The following is a 16,695-nucleotide window of genomic DNA, read 5'->3' on the forward strand; positions in this document are numbered from 1 at the left end:
GTGCGGTCGGGGGCACAAGCCGTTGCCTGAGGAGATGCCGCCGCCCTATACCGAGCCTGACCTCGGCGACGTCGAGGAACGGCTCCGTGACGCCCGGTTGCTCTGCCGGCCGTATGGCCGGAAGGACGCGGGCGCCGGTCAGATGCCGAGCACGCTTCGTACTCCGTCGGCGACCTGGTCAAGCAGGGACGCGGGAAGGGAGCCGACGGGACTCTCGATCGCCGAGCGGTCGACGGTGAAGACCTGCGTCACGTTCACGACGCTGTCGCGGTCGAGCCCTGCCGTCCCGGCCGGGAGGAAGACGTTGTCCTCGAAACGGGCCAACGCCGTGTTCGAGGTGATCGCGACGACGACAGTCGTGGCGATGCGCGAGTCGTTGTAGCGATCCGACTGCACCACGAGGGCTGGGCGGACGTACGCGGGAGCCGAGCCGCGAGGTTCGCCGAAGTCGACCCAGACGACGTCCCCGCGTCGTCCGGTCACCACTCCCACGCGCCCGTGTCGATGAGGGCGCGGGCACTTGCCGCCGCGGCGGCGGCCGTCTGGGCGCCGACGAAGTCCACGGCGTCGTTGATGCGCGCGGTCTTGTCGTCGCGCTCGAGCGCGTCGGCGTACAGCGTGCCAGCCCGCTGGAAGAACTCGGAACGGTTCATGTTGTGGGCCTTCGCGACGGCGTCGAACCGTTCGCCCAGTTCGTCGGGCAGGAAGATCGCGGGCTTCATACGACGAGTATAACTCGGTGCTACCGCCGCGTCGGGCGCAGCGCCACGAGCGGCAGCCGGTGCGGGAGCCGGTGCCGTGACTCGTCGGTGCTGCGGTAGTCGTACCGCGCGAGGCCCCGCAGCGTCCGGCGCAGCAGCGGCCGCAGGGGGCCGTACCGCTGCTCGTAGGCCCGGAGCACGTCGACGGCCTCGCGGTCGTCGACCTCCCGCCAGGCCGCCGCGCGCGGCCCGCGCCCGAAGCTGACCCAGGCGGGCCCGCCCGCGCGCAGGTTGCGCAGCCAGTCGGCGTGCGTCCCGAACCCGGCGACGACCACGGCCTCGCCCGTGCGGGTGTCGTACCCGAGCACCTCGAGCACGACGCGGTGCCGCGCCCCGGTTCGGCGGCCCGTGTGCACGAGCTGGAGGAATCGGTGCCCGAGCAGGCGGCCGAGTCCGCGGTCGTAGACGACGTTGGGCGCCGCGAACGCGCGCCGCACCCACGGGGCGAGGGCCGTCGCAGGGCTGGCCATCCCTCGACGGTACAACGCGGCAGACTCACCCCCATGCCCGCGCTCTGGCACCTCGCCCGCACGTCCGACTGGGAGAAGGCCGCCGCCGACGGCCACTACGCGATGTCCACCCGGGGCCGCACGGTCGACGAGGTCGGCTTCGTGCACGCGAGCTTCGACCTCGAGCAGGTCGGCCGGGTCGCCGCGGCCGTGTACGCCGACGTCGTCGAGCCGCTGACGCTGCTCGCGGTCGACCCGGACGTCCTCGCAGACGCCGGGATCGAGGTGCGCGCCGAGGTCGGCGACGCCGCCGACCCTGCGCAGGAGCGGTACCCGCACCTGTACGGCGGACGGGTCCCGGCGGCCGCCGTCGTCGCCGCGCTGCCCGCGCGGATGGCGGGAGGGCAGCTGCAGGTCGACGAGCCGGCCGACGTGCTGCGCGCCGCGATGGACGTGCGCGAGGCCGCGTACGGCCTGGTCGCCGACGACGCCGGCCGCACGCTGCTCGCACGCCTGACGGGCGGCCCCGACGACGGGCTGTGGACGCTCCCGGGAGGCGGTCTCGAGGGCGACGAGACGCCGGAGGAGGCGGTGGTCCGCGAGGTGCGGGAGGAGACCGGTCTCGACGTCGAGCGGGACGGCAAGGTGGGCGTCGACGTCATCGTCATCACCGCGCGTGAGCGGGTCTCGCGGGGCGTCGGGCCGATCGCGGGCGTCCGTCATCTGTACCGAGCGCGCGTCACGGGCGGCGCACTGCGACCGGAGGCCGACGGCTCGACGGACCTCGCCGCGTGGCACGCGCCCGAGGAGGTCGAGCGCCTGTGCTGCGTCGAGCTCGTCGACGTCGGCCTCCGGCTGCTGGCGCGGACCGCCCCGTCGCGCCCGGGGGCGTGACGGGGCGGTCCCTGGTCAGGCAGCCAGGTAGCGGTCGTACGCGATCGTCGTGAGGAACGGCGGGAAGGCCTCGCCCAGGGCGACCTCCCGGAAGACGGCGGCCGCGTCGTCGTACCGGTTGCCGGCGAACCGCTCGAGGCCGGCCAGGACCTCGTCGAGCACCGCCGACGCCCGCTCGCGCGTGACGCGGCCGTGCTCGGTGCGGACGCCAGCGGCGATCCACTGCCAGACCTGCGACCGCGAGATCTCGGCTGTCGCGGCGTCCTCCATGAGGTTGTCGAGCGCGGCCGCGCCCGTGCCGCGCAGCCAGGACGCGATGTAGCGCACGCCGACGGAGATGTTGGACCGCAGCCCGCACTCGGTCACCGAGGCGCCCGCCCGCGCCGCGCTCGCGACGTCGAGCAGCTCGGACTGGCCGACGCGGACGTCGGGGCGCTGCCGGTCGACCTGGTGCGGGCGCTCGCCCAGCACGGCGTCGAGCTCGGCCAGGGCCGTACCGATGAGGTCCGGGTGGGCCACCCACGTGCCGTCGAAGCCGTCGGCGGCCTCGCGACGCTTGTCCTCGGCGACCTTCTCCAGGGCGCGCTGCGTGACGTCGGGCCGGCGCCGGTCGGGGATGAAGGCGCTCATGCCGCCGATGGCGTGGGCGCCGCGGCGGTGGCAGGTCGTGACCAGGAGCTCGGTGTACGCCCGCATGAACGGGGCCGTCATCGTGACCTGGTTGCGGTCCGGGAGCACGAAGGACGGGCCCCGCGTGCGCAGGTTCTTGATGATCGAGAACAGGTAGTCCCAGCGGCCCGCGTTGAGCCCCGCGGCGTGCTCGCGCAGCTCCCAGAGGATCTCCTCCATCGCGAAGGCGGCGGGCAGCGTCTCGATGAGCACCGTCGCCCGGATGGTGCCCCGGGGGATGCCGAGGGCGTCCTGCGCGGTCTCGAACACGCGGTTCCACAGCCGCGCCTCGCGGTGCCCCTCGAGCTTGGGCAGGTAGAAGTACGGCCCTCGACCCTTCTCGATCAGCGACGCCGCGTTGTGGAAGAAGTACAGCCCGAAGTCGACCAGCGCCCCCGACGCCGCCGTGACGGCCCCGTCCGGGTGCTGCACGCGCAGGTGCGCCTCGGGCAGGTGCCAGCCGCGCGGCCGGAACACGATGGTGGGCAGATCGGTCAGCGTCGTCGACCGCAGGCGGTACTCCTTGCCCTCGCCGGTGGTGACGGCGAGCGTGCCGCGGATCGCGTCACGCAGGGCGAGCTGGCCGCCGACGACGTTCTCCCACGTGGGCGCGGAGGCGTCCTCGGCGTCGGCGAGCCACACGCGGGCGCCCGAGTTGAGGGCGTTGATCGTCATCTTGGGGTCGGTGGGCCCGGTGATCTCGACGCGGCGGTCCTCCAGCCCGGGCGCGCCGGCGCAGCCGGCCACCTGCCACGCGGCGTCGCGGACGGGTCGTGTGACGGGGTCGAAGTCGGGGTCCTGGCCGCCGGCGACGGCCCGCGCGTACCGCTCGCGGGCGGCGAGGAGCTCGGCGACGTCGTCGGCGAACTGCTCGTGCAGCAGGGCGAGGAAGTCGAGCGCCTCGGGGGTGAGGATCTCGGCGTCGCGCGGGGTGGCGCGCCGCGTGACGGACACGGAGGTCCCGGACATCGCGTCGGCGATGGGTCGTTCGGTGAGCGTGGTCATGGCAGTGCCTCCTTGGGTAGGACTCAGAACTGGGCCGACTCGGTGGAGCCGTGCAGGGCCAGGGTGGAGGCCGTGGGGTTGAGCGCGGTGGCGACCCGGTCGAAGTAGCCGGTGCCGACCTCGCGCTGGTGCTTGGTGGCGGTGTAGCCGCGGCTCTCGGAGGCGAGCTCGGCCTCCTGGAGCCGCACGTAGGCGGTCATCTGCTCGCGGGCGTAGCCGTGCGCGAGGTCGAACATGGAGTGGTTGAGGGCGTGGAACCCGGCCAGGGTGATGAACTGGAACGCGTACCCCATGGCCCCGAGCTCGCGCTGGAACCGGGCGATCTCGGCGTCGGAGAGGTGGCGGCGCCAGTTGAACGACGGCGAGCAGTTGTAGGCGAGGAGCTGGTCGGGGAACTCGCTGTGCACGCCCTCGGCGAAGGCGCGGGCGAGCTCGAGGGACGGCGTCCCGGTCTCCATCCACAGCAGGTCGGCGTAGGGCGCGTAGGCGCGGGCCCGCGCGATCGAGGCCTCCAGGCCGGGGCGCACCTCGTAGAACCCCTCGGCGGTGCGGTCGCCGGTGAGGAACGGCCGGTCGCGCTCGTCGACGTCGGAGGTCAGGAGGGTGGCCGCCTCGGCGTCGGTGCGGGCCACGACGATGGTGGGCACGCCCTCGACGTCGGCGGCGAGGCGCGCCGCGTTGAGCGTGCGGACGTGCTGCTGTGTCGGGACGAGCACCTTGCCGCCCAGGTGGCCGCACTTCTTCTCGGAGGCGAGCTGGTCCTCCCAGTGCACGCCCGCCGCACCGGCGGTGATCATGCCGCGCATGAGCTCGTAGGCGTTGAGCGGGCCGCCGAACCCGGCCTCGGCGTCGGCCACGATGGGCGCGAGCCAGTCCTCGACCGTGCGAGTGCCCTCCAGGCGCTCGACCTGGTCGGCGCGCAGCAGCGCGTTGTTGATGCGGCGCACCACCTGCGGCACCGAGTTGGCCGGGTAGAGCGACTGGTCGGGGTAGGTCTGCCCGGCGGCGTTGGCGTCGCCGGCCACCTGCCAGCCCGACAGGTAGATCGCGCGCAGCCCCGCCTTGACCTGCTGCACGGCCTGGTTGCCCGTCAGCGCCCCGAGGGCGTTGACGAAGTCGCTGGTGTGCAGGCGCTCCCAGAGCAGCTCGGCGCCGCGGCGCGCGAGCGTGTGCTCCTCGGTCACCGAACCGCGCAGGGCGACGACGTCGGCGGCGGTGTAGGTGCGCTCGACACCGGACCAGCGCGGGTCGGTCGCCCAGGAGGCGGCGAGCTCGTCGGCGGTCTGGACGGTGTCGCCACTGCGGGCGGGGCGTTCGCTGCGGGCGGGGCGTTCGGTGAGGGCGGTCATGGGGTGCTCCTCGGGTCGTCTCGTCGGGTCGGGTCCCGGACGACCGATCGTGAGACCGAGTCGCACCGGATGCGTGTCCCCGACGTTCCTCCTCGCACGGCCCCAGGCGCCAGTGTGCCCGGGGGAGAAGTTCCGCCGTTCTTCTCCTTGAGCGAAAGGGCCTCACCTGTCACCCTGAGTCATGGTTATCTCGACGTCGAGAGATCTCGACCGGCGGCCCCCGGGCCCCTCCCTGCCGCTCGCCGACGAGCCCGACGCGCTCACCATCGGCCGCCGGATCCGGTACCTGCGCACGCAGCGCGGCATGACCCTCGAGGCGCTCGCAGCAGCCATCGACAAGGCTCCGTCGCAGGTCTCGATGCTGGAGAACGGCAGGCGCGAGCCCACGATCGCCCGCCTCCAGGCGGTCGCGCGGGCGCTCGACGCCGGTGTCGAGGACCTGCTCGACCCCCGGCCGCCGTCGCGCCGCGATGCCCTCGAGCTGGAGCTGGAACGCACCCAGCGCGGCCCCCTCTTCGACGCGCTCGGGGTCAAGCCCGTGCGGGTGGGACGCAGTCTCCCCACCGACGCGATCGAGGCGATCCTCGCGCTGCGCCAGGAGCTCGAGCGGCTGCACTCGGAGCGCGCGCTCACGCCCGAGGAGGCCCGTCGCGCCAACACCGAGCTGCGGCACGACATGCGCGCGCACGACAACTGGTTCCCCGACCTCGAGGTGGTCGCCCGGCGGCTGCTCGACGGCGTCGGGCACCGCGGCGGGCCGCTGCCGCAGCGACAGGCCTCCGACCTCGCGGCCCACCTGGGCTTCGAGATCCACCACGTGCCGGATCTGCCGCACTCGACGCGCTCCGTCATCGACCGGCGCCACCACCGCGTCTACCTGCCCAGCAACGGCATCCGCGGGCGCTCGGACGCCCGCTCGGCGCTGCTCCAGGCGCTCGCCTCGCACGTGCTCGACCATGCCGAGCCGCGCGACTACCCCGAGCTGCTGCGTCAGCGTGTCGAGGCGAACTACCTGTGCGCCGCGCTGCTGCTGCCCGAGCGCGACGCCGTGCGCCACCTGCGGGCCGCCAAGGAGCAGCGGGCCATCTCCATCGAGGACCTGCGCGACGCCTTCGCCGTCTCCTACGAGACCGCCGCCCACCGCTTCACGAACCTCGCGACGAAGCACCTGGGCATCGGGGTGCACTTCATGAAGGTCCACGAGTCCGGGGTGATCCACAAGGCCTACGAGAACGACGGCGTGCGGTTTCCCACGGACGCGCTCGGCACGGTCGAGGGCCAGTACGTGTGCAAGCACTGGACGGCCCGCGTGGTGTTCGGCGTGCCCGACCGGCTCGCCCCGTACTACCAGTACACCGACACCGCGACGGGCACGTACTGGTGCACGTCGCGCGTGAGCGACACCCCGGACGGGCTCTTCTCGGTGTCCGTCGGGGTGCCGTACGCGCAGGTCAAGTGGTTCCTCGGGCGCGAGACGACGGCCCGCGCCACCTCGCGGTGCCCGGACGAGTCCTGCTGCCGGCTGCCTCCCGCGCCGCTCGCGCAGCGGTGGGCCGGGCAGGCCTTCCCCAGCGCCCGCCCGCACGCCTCGATGCTCGCCGCGCTGCCCCAGGGCGCGATGCCGGGCGTGGACCAGACGGAGGTCTACGAGTTCCTGGACCGCCACGCCCCGGCGTGACCACGACCGTCCGTCGACGAGGCGAGCGTCAGGCGTGGGCGTCGGGAGAGCGGCGGTACCGGGAAGCCTTGTACTCCTCCACGGCAACCCGTGACGACCGGTACCTGCCGTCCGGCCCGATCACTGCCTCGAGGCGACCCCGGGTGGCGGCTTGGCGAAGCGCCACGAGGCTGAGTCCCGTGTCCGTCAGCGCCTCGAGCGGGACGTACTTGGCGGGGCCGGCGATGTTCGGGATCAGCCGGTGCAGGGAGTCGACGACGCAGCGCGCGATGATCTCGGCGAGCGGGCCGAAGTCGCCGTTGTCTGCCCGGTCGAGCGCCGTGAGGTACCGCTTGCGCTGATCCTTCATGATGACGGCCGGAGGCCACCCGAGGCGCACGAGCAGCAGGTTGAGCACGAGCCTGCCGGTGCGGCCGTTCCCGTCGATGAACGGGTGGATCCACTCGAACCGGCGGTGCAGTGCGGCGAGCGCCTCAGGAACCTGTGAGACCGGCATCAGCCCTGCGCGGACGCGGGCACCCACGGCGTTGGCCTCGTCGACCCATGCCGATAGCTCCGATGCCACCAAGGGGTGGGTGGGCGGCTGCATCCCCCCGCCGAAGGGCATGATCTCGTGCTGGCGGAAGGATCCGGGACCCTCCGCGGAGGTCGCGTCGGGGTGCGGCGCCACCTGCCAGACCTTCTCCATGGCCGTGGCATGGATGCGGCGCACCTCCGTGACGGCGACCAGGCCGTCGTGGGTCCACGCGTCAGGCTGGACGGCCTGACGATAGACCCAGGTCGCGGCGTCGCCGTATCCGAGGACCTCCAGGTAGTCCTTGATCTCCTTGGCGCCGACAGCCCGGCCCTCCTGGAGCAGCTTCTCGACCTCGCGCAGCACGAGGGTGTTGCCTTCGATCGCCGTGGAGTGATGTGCCTCGAGCGCCCAGAGGTCGTCCCAGAGCTTCTTCGCCTCGTGCGGCTTGGGGAGGCCCCCGTAGTTCGCCAGCTCGTCGATGGCGTCGGCGAAGCGCCGGTAGACCGCGTCGCGTGACGGGCGTCCACGGCCGGGCCGGCTCGGGAGGAAAGTTGTCACAGCCATGGCCTCCAAATGAATCAACGACACTCTAGTGGCTCGGCGTCGGCAGTGCCAGGGCGGTTCTGGCCCTGGTTGTTCCTGTAGCCCGGCGTTCCACGCCCGCGCACATGGAGTCGTCGTGAGATCCAGGTAATTGACCAACGACAACAAGCCGGCGACCGGTCTCGCCTGCCTCCGGATCGTCACCCGATGCGGTCCGTGGCCCCGTCGGCGATCCCGTCGCGGTTCATGTCGTCGCCGCGCGCCTGCCGCGCGTCCCAGCGCAGGCAGGCCGCCCCCAGCACGGCGGCGGCCGCCGACCCCAGCAGGATCGCGACCTTGGCCCCCTCGGTGCGCGACGACGTCGGCCCGTACGACAGCTCGGACACGAGCAGCGCGACCGTGAACCCGATGCCCGCGAGCAGCCCGACGGGCAGCAGGTCGCGCACGCCGATGCCCGGTGCGAGCCGCAGCGGCGTCAACCGCGTGACGAGGGCGGCCGTGCCGAGCACGCCGACGAGCTTGCCCGCCATGAGCCCGACGACGACGGCGAGCACCACGGGCTGGCCGACGACGGAGCCGGCGCCGCCGCCGTCGACCAGGTTGACACCGGCCGCGAACAGCGCGAACAGCGGCAGCGCGACGCCCTGCGACCACGGCGTGACGGCATGCGCCCAGCGCTGGGCGCGGTCCAGGGTCTCGCCGTGCACGGGGCGCGCCGGGACGGTGAGCCCGAGCAGCACGCCGGCGACGGTCGCGTGCACGCCCGAGGCGTGCAGGAGCGCCCACGCCGTCACGGCGAGCGGCGCGAGCAGCCACCACCGCGGCCTGCGCGAGCGCAGGTGGACCCCCGCGACGGCGACCGCGGCCAGCGCCCCGAGCAGCGGCCAGGCGCGCAGCCCGTCGCCGTAGAAGAGCGCGATGACGACGATCGCGAGGAGGTCGTCGACGACGGCGAGCGTGAGCAGGAAGGTGCGGATCGCCGTCGGGAGCCCCTTGCCGAACACGGCCAGCACGGCGAGCGCGAACGCGATGTCCGTCGCGGTGGGGATGGCCCAGCCGCCAAGGCCGCCGCGGTCGTCGGCCACCACCTCGACGACGACGAACGCGACCGCGGGCATCGCCATCCCGCCGACCGCCGCGAGCATCGGCACCCCGGCCTCGCGCGGGTTGCGCAGCGACCCGGCGACGAGCTCGTGCTTGAGCTCGAGCCCGACGGCGAGGAAGAAGACGGCCAGCAGCCCGTCGGCGGCCCACTGCGCGACGGTGAGGTCGAGGTGCAGGGCGCGGGGGCCGATCTCGGCCGCCGCCACGGCCTCGTAGGCGCCGCGCCAGGGCGAGTTGGCCAGGAGCAGGCCGAGCAGGGCGGCGCCCAGGAGCAGGACGCCGCCGGAGACGTCGCGGGCGGCCCAGGCGCTCAGGCGCGCGAGGGGGGAGGGGCTGGTCATCGGGGCGGCTCCAGGGGTCGGCTCGGACGCCGGCGCTCCCGCCGGCACCACCGACCAGACTTCCCGGCTCGCCGTCGTCCAGGGTACCGGCTCAGGCCGTCGCGGCCTTGACCAGCGACAGCAGCGCCTGCGCGTACGCCTCCGCGGCGTGGTCGCCGTCGAAGACCTGCTCGGGGCGTCCCGGCACCTCGACGAGCACCTGGTACAGGCCCGTCGTCGAGCGGGCCAGGCTGCGGAACGCCCCGCCGAGCAGCTCGCGCAGCTGGTCCTCGCGGGGCAGCCACAGGGCGTCCTCGAGGGCGACCGAGTCGAGCGCCCACTCGGTGGTGCCGTTGAAGCCGAGGATCGTCCCGGTCGGGTGGTCGTGCCGCTCGACCACCATGTCGCTGACGGTGAAGACGTCGTCGTCGTCCGAGTCCGAACGGACCACGAACCGGTCGCCCGGCTCGGGCCGCCACTCCAGCCCGGCGTCGTGCAGCTGCTGCGCTGCGTCCCTCGAGATACCGCTCATAGGTCACCATGCTGCACCGCGAGTGAACATCCCATGACATCTGCGCGACACGCCCGCGTTCGGACGTCGTCGGTGCGTGACTCCTTCGTACGTTGGGGGTAGCGGACGGCACCCAGCCGTCCTCCGGGAGGCCAGCCCATGGCGAGGATCGCATCGCGTCGGAGGGCCGGCACCGGCCTTCCGGGACGACGTCGTCCCGGCGGCTGGTCGCCTGCCCCGCCTACCGAGTGCGCTGCCGCGCCGAAGGGGGTACCCCGTGGACACCACCCAGACCACTGACCGCAGGACGTTCGTGATCGACACGTCCGTCCTGCTGTCCGACCCGCGAGCGATCTTCCGGTTCGACGAGCACGACGTCGTCCTGCCGATCGTCGTGATCACGGAGCTGGAAGGGAAACGCCACCACGCCGAGCTGGGTTACTTCGCCCGGTCGGCTCTGCGCATCCTGGACGAGCTGCGGGTGGCGCACGGGGGGCTCGACGCGCCGCTCCCGCTGGGCACCGCGGGCGGCACGCTGCGCGTGGAGCTCAACCACATCGACCCGGGGGTGCTGCCGCCCGGGTTCCGGCTGGGGGACAACGACTCGCGCATCCTGGCCGTCGCGGCCAACCTCGCCTCCGAGGGGCGGCGCGTCACGGTCGTCTCCAAGGACCTGCCGATGCGCATCAAGGCGTCCGCGGTCGGGCTCACCGCCGAGGAGTACAAGGCCGAGCAGGCGGTCGACTCCGGGTGGACGGGCATGTCGAGCATCGACGTCACCGACGAGCAGATGGCCACCCTCTGGGAGCAGCAGGAGCTCGACGTCGCCGCCCTCGACCCCGGCGTCGTCGAGGCGGCCGGGCCGCTGTACGTGCACACGGGCCTGGTGATCCACTCGGCTCGCGGCTCCGCGCTGGGCCGGGTGACCGCGGACAAGAAGGTCAGGCTGGTGCGCGGCGACCTGGAGGTCTTCGGTGTGCACGGCCGCTCCGCGGAGCAGCGCGTCGCGATCGACCTGCTGCTCGACGAGTCGATCGGCATCCTGTCGCTCGGCGGCCGGGCGGGCACCGGCAAGTCGGCGCTCGCCCTGTGCGCGGGCCTGGAGGCCGTGCTCGAGCGGCGCCAGCACCGCAAGGTGCTCGTGTTCCGGCCGCTGTACGCCGTCGGCGGGCAGGAGCTCGGCTACCTGCCCGGCTCCGAGGCCGAGAAGATGAACCCCTGGGGCCAGGCCGTGTACGACACGCTCTCGGCGCTGGTCTCCTCCGAGGTGGTCGACGAGGTCATCCACCGCGAGATGCTCGAGGTGCTGCCGCTGACCCACATCCGCGGGCGCTCGCTGCACGACGCGTTCGTCATCGTCGACGAGGCCCAGTCCCTGGAGCGCAACGTGCTCCTGACGGTGCTGAGCCGCATCGGCCAGAACTCGCGCGTGATCCTCACGCACGACGTCGCGCAGCGCGACAACCTGCGCGTGGGCCGGCACGACGGCGTCGCGGCGGTCATCGAGAAGCTCAAGGGCCACCCCCTCTTCGCCCACGTGACCCTGACGCGCTCGGAACGAAGCCCGATAGCGGCCCTGGTAACGGACATGCTGGAGACGCTGGAGTTCTGACCGCGTCTCAGCCGCCGAGCGACTCTGGATGTCCGGTTCTCACGGCTGAGAACCGGACATCCAGAGTCGCTCGACTGGCTTCAGCGGATCGTGAAGCCCGCTCGGAGCAGGTCGTGCGGGCGCGAGCTGCGGCCCACCTGGAGCTCGAACGTGCCGGGCTCCACCACGCGCTCGCCCGCCGCGTTGACGAACGTGCACGCCGCTGCCGGGAGCGTCAGGTCGACCGTCACCGACGTGCCCGGCTGCACCGTCACCTGCTCGAACCCCTTGAGCTCGCGCTCCGCCCACGACGCCGACGTCACCAGGTCGCTGACGTAGACCTGGACGGTCTCCAGCGCCGGGCGCGTGCCGGTGTTGGTCAGCGTGACGTGCGCGCTGATCGTGTCGGCGGCCGTGAGGTCCGGGGTGTCGATCACCAGGTCGGAGTACTCGACGGTGGTGTACGACAGGCCCTCGCCGAACGCGAACGCCGGCGACTGCGTGAGGTCGGCGTAGCGGTCGCCGTGCTGGCCGCGCACCTGGTTGTAGTACGTCGGCTGCTGGCCCACGTGCCGCGCGAACGAGATCGGCAGCCGCCCCGACGGCTCGATCGCGCCGAGCAGCAGCTCGGCCAGGGCGGTGCCGCCGGTCATGCCCGGGTTCGCGGCCCAGACGACCGCCGCCGCGCCCGCCGCCGACGGCGGCAGCACGAGCGGCTTGGACGCCAGGAGCACGACAACGAGCGGCGTGCCCGTCGCCGCCAGCGCGTCGAGCAGGGCGACCTGCCCGCCGAGCAGGTCGAGCGTCGCCGTCGAGCGGCCCTCGCCCACCAGCTCGATGCGGTCGCCGACGACGGCCACGACGACGTCGGCCTCCGACGCCGCGGCCACGGCCTCGGCGAGCTGCGCCTCGTCCACGGGCGCGGGGGCCACGACCTTGGGCCGCGGCTGCCCGTCCGGGAAGAACGCGCCGGCCGGGTCGTCCTGGAGCGTGAGGATGTCGGCGCCCCGGGCGTGCGTGACCTCCCAGGTTGCGGGGACCTGTGCGCGCAGCCCGTCCAGGACCGTCGTGATCATGCCGCGCGGGTGCCCGTCGGGCAGCCACGTGACCTGGCCGGACGAGCCTGCCCAGTCGCCCAGCTGCGTCTGCGCGTCGTCCGCGAGCGGCCCGACGACGGCGAGCCGGAGGCCTCGGGGCCCCCGCGAGGTCTCCGAGCCCAGCGAGGAGACGTCGTGGGGTGAGGCGTCGGCGATGCGCTTCACCGGTGCGGGCGTGGCGTCAGCAGCCGAAGCAGCCGAGGTGCCCGGAAGCAGCGGCAGCAGCCCGTCGTTGCGGAGCAGCACGAGCGAGCGCCGCGTGATCTCCAGGTTCAGCTCCTGGTGCGAGCCCAGCACCTCCGCGATGCGCGCGGGCGAGGGCCGGCGCCGGTCCTCGAACAGCCCCAGCTCGAACTTCAGCGTGAGGATGCGCGCGACGGCGTCGTCCAGGTCGGGCTCCGTGATGAGGCCGCGCTCGATCGCGTCGAGCGCGCCCTCGAAGAACTGCGGCGTCGTCATCACCATGTCGTTGCCGGCCTTCACGGCGGCGGCCGCGGCGTGCGTGTGCGAGGGCTGGACCTTCTGCTCCCACACCATGCGCCCGACGTTGTCCCAGTCGGTGATGAGGGTGCCGGTGTAGCCCCACTCGCCGCGCAGCACGTCGGTGAGCAGCCAGTCGTTGATGGTGATCGGCACGCCGTCGGTGGTCTGGTAGCCGAGCATGAACGTGCGGCAGCCCTCGCGGGCGACGCGCTCGAACGGCGGCAGGAACCACGAGCGCAGCTTGCGGCGCGAGATGTCCGCCTCGGACGCGTCGCGCCCGCCCTGCGTCTCGGAGTACCCGGCGAAGTGCTTGGCCGTGGCCAGGATCGCCGTCGGGTCGTCGAGGCCGGCGCCCTGGTAGCCGCGCACCGCGGCTGACGCGAGCTCGCCGATGAGGAACGGGTCCTCGCCGAACGTCTCGTCGACGCGGCCCCAGCGCAGGTCGCGTGCGATGCACAGCACGGGCGAGAACGTCCAGTGGATGCCCGTCGCGGCGGTCTCGACCGCGGTCGCCCGCGCCATCTTCTCCACGAGCTCCGCGGACCACGACGCGGCCATGCCGAGCTGGGTGGGGAAGATCGTGGCGCCCTCGAAGAACGAGTGGCCGTGGATGGCGTCCTCGCCGATGAGCAGCGGGATCCGCAGCCGGGTCTGGTCGGTCAGCTCGTGCGCCTCGAGGACCAGCGCGGGGGAGGTGTGCAGGATCGAGCCGACGTGCTTGTCGAGGATGTGCTCCTTGACGCCGTCGCGGGCGTCGAGCTGCATCATCTGGCCGACCTTCTCCTCCCGCGTCATGCGGCCCAGCAGGTCGGCGACGCGCTCGGAGACGGGCAGGGCGGGGTCGAGGTAGGGCAGCGTGGTCATGCTTCCTTCTTCGTGGCAGGGCCGGCGGCGGCGACGTCGTCGAGAGACGTGACGGCGGGCGGCGCCGGCGCGACGGCACGCACCTGCGTGACCGACGACGACGCCTTCATGCCGCGCTTGCGCAGCGCGCGAGCGCGCTCGCCGGCGGAGCGCAGGCGCGGGTTGACGTACTCGTCGATGCCGAAGTTGATGAGCGACAGGGCGACGCCGAGCAGCGCGATGGCGAGGCCGGCGGGGATGTACCACCACCAGAAGTCCGGGAACGCGCCGTTCTGCTGCGCCCAGAACAAGATGGTGCCCCAGTTGAGGTTGGTGATGGGGATGACGCCGACGAACGCCAGCGTGGTCAGGCCCAGGATGGCCGCGGTCACGGTGCCCACGAACGACGACGCGATGATCGCCATGAGGTTGGGCAGCATCTCCACGGTGATGATCCGCCACAGCGGCTCGCCGTTCGCGCGGGCGGCCTGGACGAAGTCGCGGTTGCGCAGCGACATGGTCTGGGCGCGCAGCACGCGCCCGCCCCACGCCCAGCCCGTCACCGCGAGGACCGAGGCCACGAGCCACAGCGACGGGTTCTCCTGCTGCGAGGTGATGATGATCATGAGCGGCAGGCCGGGGATCACCAGGAACACGTTCGTCAGCGCCGAGAGCGACTCCGACTTCCAGCCCGAGACGTAGCCCGCCGTCACGCCGATCGCGATGGCGATGACGGTGGCGATGACGCCGGCCCCGAAGCCGACGATGAGCACGCCGCGCGTGCCGTAGACGATCTGGGCGAACACGTCCTCGCCCATGTGGGTGGTGCCGAGCCAGTGCGTGCCCGACGGCGGCTGCCGCAGCGCCTGGAAGTCCTTCTCCAGCGGCTCGAACCGCGTGAGCAGGGGAGCGAAGACGGCCATGAGGACGAACACGCCCAGGATGGACAGACCGGTGATCGACTTGGCGTTCCGGAACATCGCGAACGCGCTGGCCAGGCCTCGCGCGCGGGGCGGCACGACGGGAGCGGCGACGGCCTCGGAGACGATGGTTGCGGTCATGGCTCAGGCCTCCGTCTGGCGCGTGCGCGGGTCGAGGACGGCGTAGGCGACGTCGGCGAGGATGTTCGCGACGAGCACCGTCAGGGTGATGATCAGGAACACGCCCTGCATGAGGGGGTAGTCCTTGGCGCCCGTCGCGTCCAGCAGCAGCTTGCCGATGCCCGGGTAGGAGAACACGAGCTCCATGACGAGCGTGCCTCCCACGATGAAGCCGAGCGCGAGCGCGAAGCTCTGGATCTGCGGCAGCACCGCGTTGCGGGCCGCGTACCGCAGGAGCACGCGGCGCGAGGAGAGGCCCTTGGCCTGCGCGACCGTCACGTAGTCCTCGTCGAGGATCGTGACCATCATGTTGCGCATGCCGAGGATCCACCCGCCCAGCGAGGCGACGACGATCGTCAGCGCCGGCAGGATGCCGTGCTGGAGCACGTCGCCGACGAACGCGAGCGAGAGGTTCGGCGCGGCCCCCTTGCCGTACGCGTGCGACGCCGGGAACCAGCCCAGGTTCGACGCGAAGACGGCGATGGCGATCAGGCCCATCCAGAAGTACGGCACGGTGCCGAAGAACGTCGAGATCGGCACCAGGACGTCGGCGCGCGAGCCGCGGTGCCAGCCGATGAGCGAGCCGACCAGCGTGCCGATCGTGAAGCTCAGGATCGTGGCGACGCCCACGAGTCCGATCGTCCAGGGCAGCGCGGTCCCGATCACCTCGGTCACCGGGGCCAGGCCGTGCGAGAGCGAGCGGCCCAGGTTGCCGGAGAAGATCAGGCCCCAGTAGTCGGCGTACTGCTGGAGCAGCGACTTGCTGGAGTCGAGGCCGAAGAGGATCTCGAGCGACCGGGTCGCCTCGGGGGAGACGTCGCCCCGGTTGCGGGCCAGGTAGGCCTGGATCGGGTCGCCCTTCATCATCCGGGGCAGGAAGAAGTTGATCGTGATGGCCGCCCACGCCGTGAACAGGTAGAAGGCGGTGCGGCGGGCGAAGAAGCGCAGCGTGTTCATCGGGTGCCCCCCGTGCGTGCGAAGTGCTTGTCAGGGTCGGGGGAGGCCGCGAGCAGCGCCTTCGTGTAGTCGTGCTGCGGGTTGAGGATGACGTCGTCGGACGAGCCCTGCTCCACGACCCGGCCGTGGTTGAGCACCATGATCTCGTCGGAGAAGTGCCGGGCCGTGGCGAGGTCGTGCGTGATGTAGAGGACGCCGAGGTTCTGCGACCGCTGGAGGTCGGCGAGCAGGTTCAGCACGCCGAGACGGATCGAGACGTCGAGCATCGAGACGGGCTCGTCGGCGACCAGCAGCGCGGGACGCGAGGCGATCGCACGCGCGATGGCGACGCGCTGCCGCTGGCCGCCGGACAGCTCGTGCGGACGCCGGTCGATCGTCGCGGCCGGGTCCAGGCGCACCACCTCGAGGAGGCGGACCACCTCGGCCTCGACCTGGTCCTGGGGCACGACGCGGTCGAGCAGCAGCGGACGCTGGAGGTGGTGCCGGATGGTGTGGTACGGGTTCAGCGATGCGAACGGGTCCTGAAACACCATGCGCACCTGCTGGCGGTAGCGGCGCAGCGCCCGCCCGCGCCGGGGGATCGGCTGCCCGTCGAGCAGCACGTCGCCCGACGTCGCCCGCTCCAGCTGCGTGATGATCTTCGCGATCGTCGACTTGCCCGACCCCGACTGGCCGACGAGGGCCACCGTGCGGCCCGACGTCACCGTCACGTCGACGGCGTCGAGCGCGAGCATGGTCCCGCTGCCGCGCACGTGGTACTTCTTCGTGACGTTCCTGAGCTCGAGCGTGCTCATGCGCGTCCTCGCTTCGCTCCGGGCGCGCAT

The 16,695-nt window shown here is 72.5% G+C and carries 15 protein-coding genes; 3 read left to right on the forward strand and 12 right to left on the reverse strand.

All coding sequences use genetic code 11. The features are described 5' to 3' along the window. Nucleotides 1–138: 138 nt before the first annotated feature. Genes ET471_RS09750 through ET471_RS09760 form a run of 3 tightly spaced genes read right to left on the reverse strand, consistent with a single transcriptional unit; the run spans nt 139 to nt 1,231 of the window. Nucleotides 139–483 (reverse strand): type II toxin-antitoxin system PemK/MazF family toxin, encoded by a 345-nt coding sequence (locus tag ET471_RS09750; RefSeq protein ID WP_129187886.1) that lies wholly within the window; start codon nt 481–483, stop codon nt 139–141. After that, entirely contained in the window at nt 480–722 is a 243-nt protein-coding gene (locus ET471_RS09755) for a CopG family transcriptional regulator (RefSeq protein WP_129187888.1), read from the reverse strand. The genes ET471_RS09750 and ET471_RS09755 overlap by 4 nt, the downstream gene beginning before the upstream one ends. A gap of 20 nt (nt 723–742) precedes the next feature. Continuing rightward, nucleotides 743–1,231: a nitroreductase family deazaflavin-dependent oxidoreductase gene (locus ET471_RS09760; protein ID WP_129187890.1), complete on the reverse strand. Its 489-nt coding sequence runs from the start codon at nt 1,229–1,231 to the stop codon at nt 743–745. 33 nt (nt 1,232–1,264) lie between these two features. On the opposite strand from ET471_RS09760, the gene ET471_RS09765 reads away from it, so the two are divergent. Beyond that, nucleotides 1,265–2,104, forward strand: a complete 840-nt coding sequence (locus tag ET471_RS09765; RefSeq protein ID WP_129187892.1) for a DUF952 domain-containing protein — start codon at nt 1,265–1,267, stop codon at nt 2,102–2,104. A 15-nt stretch (nt 2,105–2,119) separates the two neighbouring features. Here the strand turns inward: ET471_RS09765 and aceB are convergent, their stop codons facing one another. Beyond that, nucleotides 2,120–3,778, reverse strand: coding sequence for a malate synthase A (gene aceB, locus ET471_RS09770; RefSeq protein WP_129187895.1), 1,659 nt, complete (start codon nt 3,776–3,778; stop codon nt 2,120–2,122). A 23-nt stretch (nt 3,779–3,801) separates the two neighbouring features. Beyond that, nucleotides 3,802–5,127, reverse strand: a complete 1,326-nt coding sequence (gene aceA, locus ET471_RS09775; RefSeq protein WP_129187897.1) for an isocitrate lyase — start codon at nt 5,125–5,127, stop codon at nt 3,802–3,804. Nucleotides 5,128–5,308: 181 nt separating this feature from the next. Here aceA and ET471_RS09780 point away from each other — a divergent pair, with 181 nt between their 5' ends. Beyond that, on the forward strand, nt 5,309–6,805 hold the full coding sequence (locus tag ET471_RS09780) for an XRE family transcriptional regulator (protein ID WP_129187899.1): 1,497 nt from the start codon (nt 5,309–5,311) through the stop codon (nt 6,803–6,805). A gap of 28 nt (nt 6,806–6,833) precedes the next feature. Here ET471_RS09780 and ET471_RS09785 read toward each other — a convergent pair whose 3' ends face one another. The 3 genes from ET471_RS09785 to ET471_RS09795 form a co-directional block, all read right to left on the reverse strand. Further along, nucleotides 6,834–7,886, reverse strand: coding sequence for a Fic family protein (locus ET471_RS09785; RefSeq protein ID WP_129187902.1), 1,053 nt, complete (start codon nt 7,884–7,886; stop codon nt 6,834–6,836). A gap of 179 nt (nt 7,887–8,065) precedes the next feature. After that, complete coding sequence (nhaA, locus tag ET471_RS09790; RefSeq protein ID WP_129187904.1) at nt 8,066–9,310, reverse strand: Na+/H+ antiporter NhaA; 1,245 nt, start codon at nt 9,308–9,310, stop codon at nt 8,066–8,068. Between the two features lie 91 nt (nt 9,311–9,401). Beyond that, nucleotides 9,402–9,821: a pilus assembly protein CpaE gene (locus ET471_RS09795; RefSeq protein ID WP_129187906.1), complete on the reverse strand. Its 420-nt coding sequence runs from the start codon at nt 9,819–9,821 to the stop codon at nt 9,402–9,404. 256 nt (nt 9,822–10,077) lie between these two features. Between ET471_RS09795 and phoH2 the strand changes: the two genes are divergently transcribed. Next, a complete protein-coding gene (gene phoH2, locus ET471_RS09800) occupies nt 10,078–11,412 on the forward strand; it encodes an RNA 5'-3' helicase PhoH2 (RefSeq protein WP_207207248.1) in 1,335 nt (444 codons plus the stop codon). Nucleotides 11,413–11,492: 80 nt separating this feature from the next. Here the strand turns inward: phoH2 and ET471_RS09805 are convergent, their stop codons facing one another. Genes ET471_RS09805 through ET471_RS09820 form a run of 4 tightly spaced genes read right to left on the reverse strand, consistent with a single transcriptional unit; the run spans nt 11,493 to nt 16,665 of the window. Continuing rightward, entirely contained in the window at nt 11,493–13,835 is a 2,343-nt protein-coding gene (locus ET471_RS09805) for an exo-beta-d-1,3/1,6-glucosidase (RefSeq protein ID WP_129187910.1), read from the reverse strand. Continuing rightward, nucleotides 13,832–14,875: an ABC transporter permease gene (locus tag ET471_RS09810; protein WP_242496229.1), complete on the reverse strand. Its 1,044-nt coding sequence runs from the start codon at nt 14,873–14,875 to the stop codon at nt 13,832–13,834. The genes ET471_RS09805 and ET471_RS09810 overlap by 4 nt, the downstream gene beginning before the upstream one ends. Nucleotides 14,876–14,878: 3 nt before the next feature. Then, nucleotides 14,879–15,871 carry an ABC transporter permease gene (locus tag ET471_RS09815; protein ID WP_129187912.1) on the reverse strand — a complete coding sequence of 331 codons (993 nt, stop codon included), beginning with the start codon at nt 15,869–15,871 and terminating at the stop codon, nt 14,879–14,881. Then, nucleotides 15,868–16,665, reverse strand: a complete 798-nt coding sequence (locus ET471_RS09820) for an ABC transporter ATP-binding protein (RefSeq protein WP_129187914.1) — start codon at nt 16,663–16,665, stop codon at nt 15,868–15,870. The genes ET471_RS09815 and ET471_RS09820 overlap by 4 nt, the downstream gene beginning before the upstream one ends. Between the last annotated feature and the right edge of the window lie 30 nt (nt 16,666–16,695).

It is taken from the genome of Xylanimonas protaetiae (assembly GCF_004135385.1).
In the GTDB taxonomy this organism is placed as follows: Bacteria; Actinomycetota; Actinomycetes; order Actinomycetales; family Cellulomonadaceae; genus Xylanimonas; species Xylanimonas protaetiae.